This window comes from Archangium sp. (assembly GCF_036388035.1).
GTDB lineage: Bacteria > Myxococcota > Myxococcia > Myxococcales > Myxococcaceae > Archangium.
Genome location: NZ_DASVSO010000352.1, coordinates 1 through 9,308, shown reverse-complemented (window position 1 = coordinate 9,308; position 9,308 = coordinate 1). Strand labels below are relative to the sequence as shown.

4 protein-coding genes are annotated in these 9,308 nt (G+C 70.1%); all 4 read right to left on the bottom strand.

Annotated features, from left to right (window positions below):
* A partial coding sequence (locus VF697_RS14375) for a sensor histidine kinase (RefSeq protein WP_331095285.1) occupies positions 1-2,090 on the bottom strand: 2,090 nt, incomplete at its 3' end.
* Positions 2,091-2,378: 288 nt separating this feature from the next.
* Positions 2,379-2,618: an Lrp/AsnC ligand binding domain-containing protein gene (locus tag VF697_RS14370; RefSeq protein ID WP_331095284.1), complete on the bottom strand. Its 240-nt coding sequence runs from the start codon at positions 2,616-2,618 to the stop codon at positions 2,379-2,381.
* A gap of 14 nt (positions 2,619-2,632) precedes the next feature.
* Positions 2,633-3,772 (bottom strand): fatty acid desaturase family protein, encoded by a 1,140-nt coding sequence (locus tag VF697_RS14365; RefSeq protein ID WP_331095282.1) that lies wholly within the window; start codon positions 3,770-3,772, stop codon positions 2,633-2,635.
* 152 nt (positions 3,773-3,924) lie between these two features.
* The coding region (locus VF697_RS14360; RefSeq protein WP_331095280.1) for a DNA repair ATPase at positions 3,925-9,308 on the bottom strand (5,384 nt) is incomplete at its 5' end.

Here is a 9,308-nt window from a genome sequence, read left to right as displayed (position 1 = left end):
AGGCTCGACACGATGGCGTGGCTCACCGACAGCCCCAGGCCCGTGCTCGAGGGCCGCGTGTTGACGAAGGGCTCGAAGAGGCGCGAGAGCACCTCCGGCGACAGGCCCTTGCCCGTGTCCTGCACCTCCATCACCAGCTCCCCCTCCTCGCCGGTGTAGGCGGCCACCCGCAGCACGTTGCGCTCGGCGTTGCCCGGGTCCATCGCGTGCACCGCGTTGAGCAGCAGGTTGAGGAAGAGCTGGCTCAACCGGGCCTCGTCCGCGTCCACCGCCGGCACGTCGTGGAAGTCCTTCTCCAGCCGCGCCCGGTGGTTCAGCTCGCCGCGGATGAGCTTCAGCGCGTTCTCCAGCACCGGCTGCACCTCCACGCGCGCCGGGTGCTCCGGCGGCTTGCGCGAGAGCGTGCGCAGGTCCTGCACGATGTTCTTCAGCCGGCACGCCCCCTCCGCCGTCTCGGCCAGGGCCTCCAGCACATCGTCGAACTCCCGCGTCACGGCCTCGCCCCGCTCGCGCAGCGTCTCCCCCAGCCGCTCCAGCTCCTCCCGGGCGAAGGAGAGGTTGGCCAGCATGAAGGCCAGCGGGTTGTTCATCTCATGCCCCACCGCCGAGGCCAGCGAGCCGAGCGCCGACAGGCGATCCGCCTGGATGAGCCCCGCCTCCATCTGCTTGCGCAGCGTCACGTCCCGGGCGAACACCCGCAGGCCGGCGGGATCCCACAGCTGCGCCACCGTCAGCTCCCAGTAGCGGCCATCCAGGTGCACCGTGGGCGCGGGCTCGCCCGAGGGGGCTCCGCGCCAGGCCCACTGCAGCACCGCCTTCACCATCGGGTGGTGCGCGCCCTGCACCACCAGCTCCGGAAAGGCCGTGTGGGTGGCCGGGTTGGCGTAGCGCAGCTGGCCGTCCATGCCCAGCTCCAGCAGGGGCTCGGGGTGCAGCAGCGGGAAGGAGGCCAGCCGGTACAGCGGCTCCTCCAGCGCGCGCATCCCGGAGACGTCCCGTACCAGCAGGCCCAGGCGCGAGCCCGTGTCCCCGGGAGCCGGCGCGCACGGAGTCACCTCGGCCGCGTACCAGCGCGTCTGTCCCTCCACCTCCAGCCGGTACTCCAGGCGCCCGCCCGAGCCACCGTGGCGCACCGCGCGCGTCAACGCGAGCAGCGGCTCACTCGCCTCCGACCCCAGCACCCGCACCAGCGGCAGCCCCTCGGCGCCCGACACGTCCCGGCCGAAGGCCTTGCCCGTGGGCGACCACAGCCGCAGGCACCGATCCGTCTCGTCCACCTCCGCCACCACGTACTCGGCGCTGCACACCGGCCGCGCCGAGGGCCTCACCTGCGCGCCCGACGCCAGCACGAAGCCCTCCACCCGGAAGGGCCCCATCAGCATCTCCAGGCCGGCCCCGTCGGTGTTCATCCCCGTGAGGATGGACACCAGCGTGGCGGCGTCCGCCTCGGACAGGCGCCGGGTGAGGATGATGCCGTCGGCGAGCGTGGGCGCGGTGAAGAGGAACGGGAGCAGCTTGGGCTCCTCGGCCCCCACGTAGCTGGCCAGGGTGGCCCGCATGGCGTGCTCGTCCGGGTGGTTGGAGTAGACGGCGGCCACGTCCGCCTCACCCGCGAGCACGGCGTGCAGCGCCTTGCGGTAGGTGCCGAGGAAGCGCTGCTCGGCGAAGGCCTCCTGCGGGCGCACGCCGCGCGACTCCAGATCTCTCAGGGGCAGCAGGTGGCCGCCCGTGGAGCGCGGAGCCACCCAGGCCACGCGCTTGCCCTTCAGCGTCTCCAGCGTGAGGGGCGCGTCCGCCCGGCACACCAGGGCCGCGTGGTAGCTCCAGCTCCCCGAGCGCACCGCGCGCAGCACCGCCCGGGCCTGCGGCTCGAAGGCGGTGCACTGCTCGGCCGTCCCCCACACCATGTCCACCCGCCCCGCGGCCAGCTCCACCTCCAGCGCCTCATAGGTGGGCGCCAGCTCCACCACCACCGGCCGGCCCAGCCTCTCCGAGAGCGCTCGACCGAAGAGATCGACCCGAACGTGCTCCCGAACATCCCCGAGCGACGGGTAGATCATGAACCGGATGGGGGTGGTCGACGCTGTCATGAGCAGAGTCCTTCTTCGTCAGCCCCCCCAGGGCCCGGGTGACTCCCGAGTCGGTTGTGCGTCACAGCATGCACAATTCTGTGGATGTTTGCACACTTTTCCAGTTTCACCGGACTCCAAGGGCTGTCCGGTCCTTCCTGACCCCCTGTCCAGCCGCGCCAAAATGCGCTGCGTCATTCGAGGGGTGAGTGGACGTCCTGCCTCGACGGAGCCAGGGGGCTCTACATCGTGCGCGACGTGGACCACCGGGTGCGGCACTCGGGCGCGCCGCTGGACGCCTCCCTTCCGCTAGAAGGCGCTGAAGGTGGTGATGGTGTAGGTGTCCTTGATGCCGGGGAGCGTCTGGATGCGCTCGGTGACGAAGCGACCGATGTCCTGGTCCTTGTCGAGGTGGAACTTGGCCAGCAGATCGTACCCACCCGAGGTGGAGTAGACCTCGGCGGCCTCGTCGACCTGGTCGACGATCATCGCCGCGGTCTTGTAGGTCTGCCCCAGCTCACACTTGATCATGACGAAGATGGTGTGCACGGGGGCGTACCCTATCACGCCACTTCGGGAATCGAGCCCTCGGCGGAGGACGCCGACCCGAGCCGCGCGATCCGCCGCATGGAGCTCTTGCCCACGATGATGTCCACCATCTTCCGCGCGCGAGTCCAGACACTCTCCTGCACGTAGGGGATGCCGTACTTCTCGCACAGCGCGCGGACCTTCGGCTGCACCCGCTGGTACTGGAGCATCGACAGGTCCGGGAAGACGTGGTGCTCGATCTGGTAGTTGAGCCACAGGTGGAGGTAGTCGTTGAGGTCCCCTCCCGTGCGGTAGTTGGCGCTGCCGATCACCTGCGCGAGGTAGCGCTCACCACGGCCCTGGGGCGACGAGTCGAAGCGGTACAGGTCCTCGCCGGTGTGGTTGGGCCCCACCACGAGGAAGGTGTGGAAGTTGGTGAGCACCTCGGCCATCAGCGAGTTGCACAGGACGCTGAACGCGGCCCACATGCCCAGCGGGAGGAAGAGCGCGGGCAGCAGCACGAAGTTCCAGGCGATGTAGGGGGCGTAGCCGCTCAACAGCACCTCGCGCCACTCGTCGCGGGTGAGCGGCCCGTTCGGGCGGTGCTTGCGCCGGAGCGAGGCGAGCGTCTCCGGGGAGTAGTAGCTGGCGCGCCAGGTGATGGCGAGCAACGCGAGTTGGAGGTAGCGCAGCGCGAGCGGGCGGCTCGGGTCGCGCAGGGTGCCCTCGGCGTTGCGCTCGAGCAGGTCCGGATCCGCGTCCTCGCCGGTGTGCGAGTGGTGGAGGACGTTGTGCTCGTAGACCCAGGCGTCGGGGAGGATCCAGTCGAGCCAGTCGATGAAGCGGCGGCGCCCCTTGGCGAAGCCCTTGCTGGTGCGCTCGGCGGGAGCGCCCGGGACGCGGTCGTAGCCGCGGTGCCCCACGTGGTGCATCAGCAGCCAGCGCGTCGAGCGACCGAGGCACAGCCCCACGGCGCTGAGCGGGTTGGGCATCACCCAGCTGGTGGCCAGGCCGATCACCGTGGCGGTGCGGCCCCAGCGCTCGATGCGACGCAGGTGCTTGAGGTCCTCCTCGCTGACGGAGGCGTCGACCTCGGCGCGCAGCGCGCGGACGTCGCGCAGGAAGCCCTCCACGTCCACGGACGCGGGATCGAAGTCAGGAGTGGCGCGGGACATGTGGGGGACCTCGGGGAATTCGGGCGGGCGGAGCGAGATGGGGGAACGAGATGAGCGGGCCCGCCAGTGCGCGCTCGGGGCGCACAGGGTAGCCCCGAGGCGGTGGCTCCGGAAAGCCCTTCTTCCCGCCCCAGGGGCCCCTGGGGGTGTGCTCAGCGCGGCATGGCCTGAAGAAGCTGCAGGGCCTCGGTGACGGCCTGCCAGACCTGCATCGCCTTGAGGCTCTCGTCGCCGCTCTGCAGCGTCCGCTTCGCCAGTCGCTCCAGCGGCGCCAGCGCGTTCTCCACCAGGGCGATCTGCCGGCCCACGTCCGCCGGCAGCGGCGCCGCGGCGGCCCGTTGCAGCGACTGCGCGGGCGCCCGCTCCGCCATCACCTTCACCGCCTGGGACATCTGCTCCATGTACCGCCCCAGCTCCGCGGGCGGCGCGGAGGCGGGAGCCGCCACCGGCTGGCGATCCGACATCGCCCTCACCGCCTGCGTGAGCTGCTCCATCACCGGGCCCAGGTCTGTCGCCTGCGCCGGAGCCACCGAGCGCTCGGCCAGGGCCCGCAGCACCTTGGCCAGGTGTTGCAGGTACGGCGTCAGATCCGTCCCCGGAGGCACCTGCACCACGGGCGCCGGCAGCTCCCTGCGCGCCAGCTCCAGCAGCGCCTCGCGCAGCGCGTCCAGCCGCGGCGTCACCTCGGCCACCGGGCTCGGACCCGACGGCTTGCGCGCCACCTCGGACGCCAGCACCACCGCGTCGCGCACCGACCCGAGCTGCTCCTCGATGGCGCTGAGCTGACCCGTCACCCGGGCCACCGGATCGTCCTCCTTCCCGCCCATCCGCTTCACGCGCGCGAAGCCCTGCTTGATCTCCTCCCAGCGCTTCGTCTGCTCCGGCTTGAGCCGCCCGCGCAGCTCCTGCAGCTTGAGCAGGTTCTGCTCGGCCGCCGTGGTGAGCGTCTGGGACTCGCCCTGGTAGTGATCGTCGAGCAGCCGCTCCAGCTCGTCGTCCGTCATCGCCGACACCACCTTCTCGGCGATCTTCCCCATGTTGCGGTAGCTGCCTTGCAGCTTGAAGGCTGGCTCCGTGCGGAAGCGCTCGTCCTGCGCCGCCGAGGCGATGTACTCCAGGTTCACCTTCAGCAGCACCTGCTGCACCCGGAACAGCCGCTGGAAGACGGCGACGATCTCCTGCAGCTCCGCCGCCGCGTAGCCGTAGGACAGCTCGCCCGTGGGCACCTCCTCGCCCTTCGCCATGCGGATGAGCTTGTGGATGTCCCCCGGCTCGCGCGTGGCGAGCGGCGCCAGCGCCGGGTTCGACGTGAGCGCGTTCTCGATGTAGCTGAGCGCGAACAGCTCCTCCTTGCCGTCGAGGATGTCACCCAGGTTGTAGGTGTCCGCGCGGTTGGCGAGCATGTCCGGAATCCGGAAGCGATCCCCCGTCTCCGTGTACGGGTTGCCGGCCATCACCACGCAGAACTTCTTGCCGCGCAGGTCGTACGTGCGCGTCTTGCCGTTCCACACGCCCTCGACGCGGCGCTGGCCGTCGCACAGCGAGATGAACTTCTGCAGCAGCTCGGGATCCGTGTGCTGGATGTCGTCGAGATAGAGCATCACGTTGTTGCCCATCTCGAAGGACAGGTTGATGCGCTCCACCTCCTGGCGGGCCGTGGCGTTGGGGGCCTCGGCTGGATCCAACGACGTCACCGAGTGACCCAGCGCCGGGCCGTTCACCTTCACGAAGGTGAGCCCCAGCCGGCTGGCCACGTACTCCATCAACGTCGTCTTGCCGTAGCCGGGCGGGGACATGAGCAGCAGCATGCCCATGCGATCCGTGCGCTTGTTCTCCCCCGCCGCGCCGAGCTGCTTGGCGAGGTTGGCGCCGATGAGCGGCAGGTACACCTCGTCGATGAGCCGGTTGCGCACGAAGGACGACAGCACCTTCGGCGTGAACTCCTCCAGGCGCAGCTTGCGGCGCTCGCGCTCCAGGAGGTCCCTCAGCAGGGTGCGGTAGGCGTGGTAGGCCGGCACGCGCACCTGCCGGAAGTCACTCAGCCGGGCGAGGAACTCGTCCAGGCGCAGCGGCAGCTTCCGATCGTGGATGCGCGGGTGCTGGCCCAGCATCCCCGTCACCTCGGTGGCGGTGAGGGCCCCGGCCACCTCGCGATCCAGCTTGCGCTCGGTGAGCAGCACCACCGCGGCCTCCACCGCGACGTGGGCCGCCGTGCCCGGGCCGCCCTCGCGGCGCGCCAGGAAGGCCTCCACCCAGGCGCGCACCACGCGCAGGCGCTCGGGCAGGTTCTTCTCCAGGCCGCGCAGGTCATCCTCGAAGGCCGAGCGCGTGCCCGACCGATCGAGCTGCGCCAGGAGCGCGTCCTTGAGGGCCACGGCCTCCCCACTGGTGGTGAGGCGCGGGCGATCCACGCCCAGTTCCTCCACCAGGTAGCGCCCGGCGAGCCGGGCCTCCGCGGGGCCATGCGCCACGCCCACCGACTTCAGGAAGACACCGATGCGCTCGCCCAGCTCGTTGCCGAGGGCCACCAGCTCCGCGGACTCACCGAAGGCCGTCCGCAGCCGATGCAGGCTGCGCGCGCGACGGTGGAAGAGCGCCTTCTCATCGCCCTCGCCGCCGAAGGCCCAGAACAGGGCGGCCCAGGCGCGCGGCGTGGGAGCGAAGCGCAGCAGCCCCGCCCCCGTGTGCATCGCGAGCAGCTTCTCCAGGATGGCCGTCGCGTCCGCGTCGTGGATGCCGCGCTCGTAGCCCTCGTCGTACCGGTCCGCCGAGTACGCGCGCACCTTCTCCAGCAGCCCGCCCGGCGCCAGCACCGCCTGGTGCAGCGCCGCGAGCGTCACGCTGCCCTTGCTCTCCTCCGCGTCCAGCAGCACCTGCGCGGCGAGGTACTCGGCGCGGTACACCTGGGGCGACTCGGACACGAGGTGCTGGTCCCACAGCTCGCGGTACTTCTCCAGCTCCGGCTCCTCCAGCTTCTGGGCGTAGTCCGTGCCGGTGAGCTGGAGGTAGAGCGAGCCATCGCGCGGCACCAGCGTCAGGTCCAACGGCTGCGTATTGACGTTGAAGCGGTGCTTGCCGAACTTGATGACCGGCGCGCCCGAGCCCTCCTCGTAGAGGTCGTTCCGGTCGCGCAGCGCGCGCAGGGCGTCCTGGCGCGCCGTCTTCACCCGGCTGAGCACCTCGTCCGAGCGCACGCTGTCCTGGAGGGCGAGGAGCTGCTCGGCGAGCTGCCGCAGCTTCTGCACCATCGAGTCGGACGCGAAGTAGGAGTTGAGCTCGTCCTCGTCCTTGAAGGACTTGGCCCGGCGGTTGACGCCGACGAGGATGCGCTCGGCGGCGCCGAAGAGGTTCTGCGCGCGACGCTGGCGCTCGTCCACCAGCGCCTGCTTCTTCTGGCCGAAGGCCTCGAGCAGCTCCTCGCGCTTCTGGGTGAGCTGGCCGAGGAACTCGTCGAACTCGCCGAAGCGCCCCTCCATCTCCTCCAACTGCACGGTGAGGCGCGAGAGGCCCTCGTCGCACTTCTCCGGCGAGTCCGCCACGGACAGCGCGCTCTCCACCGCCTGGCCGAGCAGCTTGAACTGGGCGCCGAACTCGGCCCGCTTCTCGCGGCCCACCAGCTCCTTGCGCTTGACGTTGAGGCCCGCGCGCACGCGGTTGAGGCGGGAGAACAGCTCGGAGATGCCCTCGAGGATGCGGGCGCGCGCCAGGGGATCGCCCACCTGCAGGCCACCCACCGTCTCGCTCAGCACCTCCAGTCCCTTGCCCACCTGCTCGATGTCCGCGCCAAACGGCTCCATCTCGCGCGTCGTCTCGATGGGCTCCAGCTTCTGCAGCAGCACGTCCAGGCGCTCGGCGAGCGGCTGGAGCGCCTCGCCCCGCTGGAGGAACTGCACGGCATCGGAGCTGACGCGGTCGTTCTCGTCGGAGACCTGCTTCTCGAGGGCCTCGATGCGGGCCACGTCGACGTAGCGGATCTCCTTGAGGGTGATGAGGTGGCCGCGCTGCTTGCGCAGGTCCGAGAGGGCGGTCATGAAGCCCTCCGCGCTCTGGAGCTCCTCGGGCCGCACGCGGAGGAGTACCTGCTCCTGGGCCGTCAGGGCGCCGGCGATGGCGTCCTCGGCGCGCTTGCGCAGGGCGAGCACCTTCTCGAACTCGTCGATGATGAGCTCGGAGGTGCGCCGCAGCGACTCGATGTCCTGCTGGAGCGCCGTCTCCTCGTGCCCGAGCCAGTAGAAGGCGTCGAGCATGCGGGTGCCGGCGGCGGCGAGGTCCTCGTAGGTGCGCCGGGAGGGCTTGTCCGTGCGGGCGATGCGCACGAGCGTCAGGGCGTCCGAGATGCCGCGCACCAGCTCGGCGTTGCCCACCTTGCCGAGGTAGCCGGGCGCGGGAGGCATCTTCGCGGCGTGCTCGGCGGAGACGAAGGGCGACTGCCACACCTGCATGGGGTGGATGCGGGTGGGCTCGTTGGAGGTGGCGCGAAAAACAACCATGCGCCCGTCGCCGAAGAGGCTGAAGCCGTGCCCCACCAGCGGGTTCTGCACCTCCTTGCGCACGAGGTTGTACGGGAAGAGGACGTAGGCACCCTCGTCCTTGCGGAAGAAGACGTAGAGGACGTCCTCGCCGTTGGGCGAGCGGATGGCGCGCTTGAAGCGCAGGCCCTCGCCAATGCCCTCGAAGACCTTGTAGTCGCCCGTCTGCAGGTAGTAGCCGCCGGGGAAGACGATGCCCTGGTCCTCGGGGAGACGGATGCAGGCCTGCCCCAGGGCGTCGATGCGCACCACGTGCTGGGTGCGGGTGTTGAAGATGAGGTAGCGGTACTTCTGCTCGCGGAAGGGCAGGACGCGCAGGAGGATGAGGCCGCCCACCTGCGCGTAGGCGAACTCGGCGTCATCGAGCGACTGGTCGGGGTCATCCACCGGCTCGCGGTAGATGCCCAGGCCGTCCGTGGTGTTGTTCTCCACCTTGACGGTGAGGTCGCCCTTCACCGTCTCGACGAACACCTGGTCGAGCACGTTGACGTGGGGGTGCTGGCCGAGGACGTAGTTCTCACGCGTGGCCACCGTCCACTCGAAGTCGTGGGACGGGGGGAAGACGTGATCGCGCTCGCCCTGGTTGTCGATGTAGGTGGCGTTGCCCTCCACATCGAGCGCGAAGCGGAAGACCTTGATGTCGCGCTCGGACTGGCCCGTCTGGAAGATGGCCAGGAGCCGCGACTCGTTGCGGCGCAGCTGAAGGAGCTTCGCGTCCTTGTAGTACTTGTAGAGCTCGCCGAAGTCCTTGACGAAGCGCGGATCCTGCAGGAACCCGCCGGCCTCGGAGGACGGCACCTCGGAGAAGTCGAAGCCCTCGGCCGTCTGCTCGAACTTGTGCAGCGAGAAGACGTCCGCGACGGCCGTCCCCTTCTTCAGGCCGATGAAGACGTTGTAGCCGAAGAGGAGGTACTTCCCGACGCCGACGATGTCGCGCGGGACGCAGTTGTGCTCGGTGCGGACGCGCTCGTTGCCGATGACGGTCAGCTCGGTGCCGCCGAAGAGCT

Coding starts and splice junctions, on each gene's coding strand:
- VF697_RS14365 (WP_331095282.1), bottom strand. CDS start 3,772: ATGTCCCGCGCCACTCCTGACTTCGATCCCGCGTCCGTGGACGTGGAG.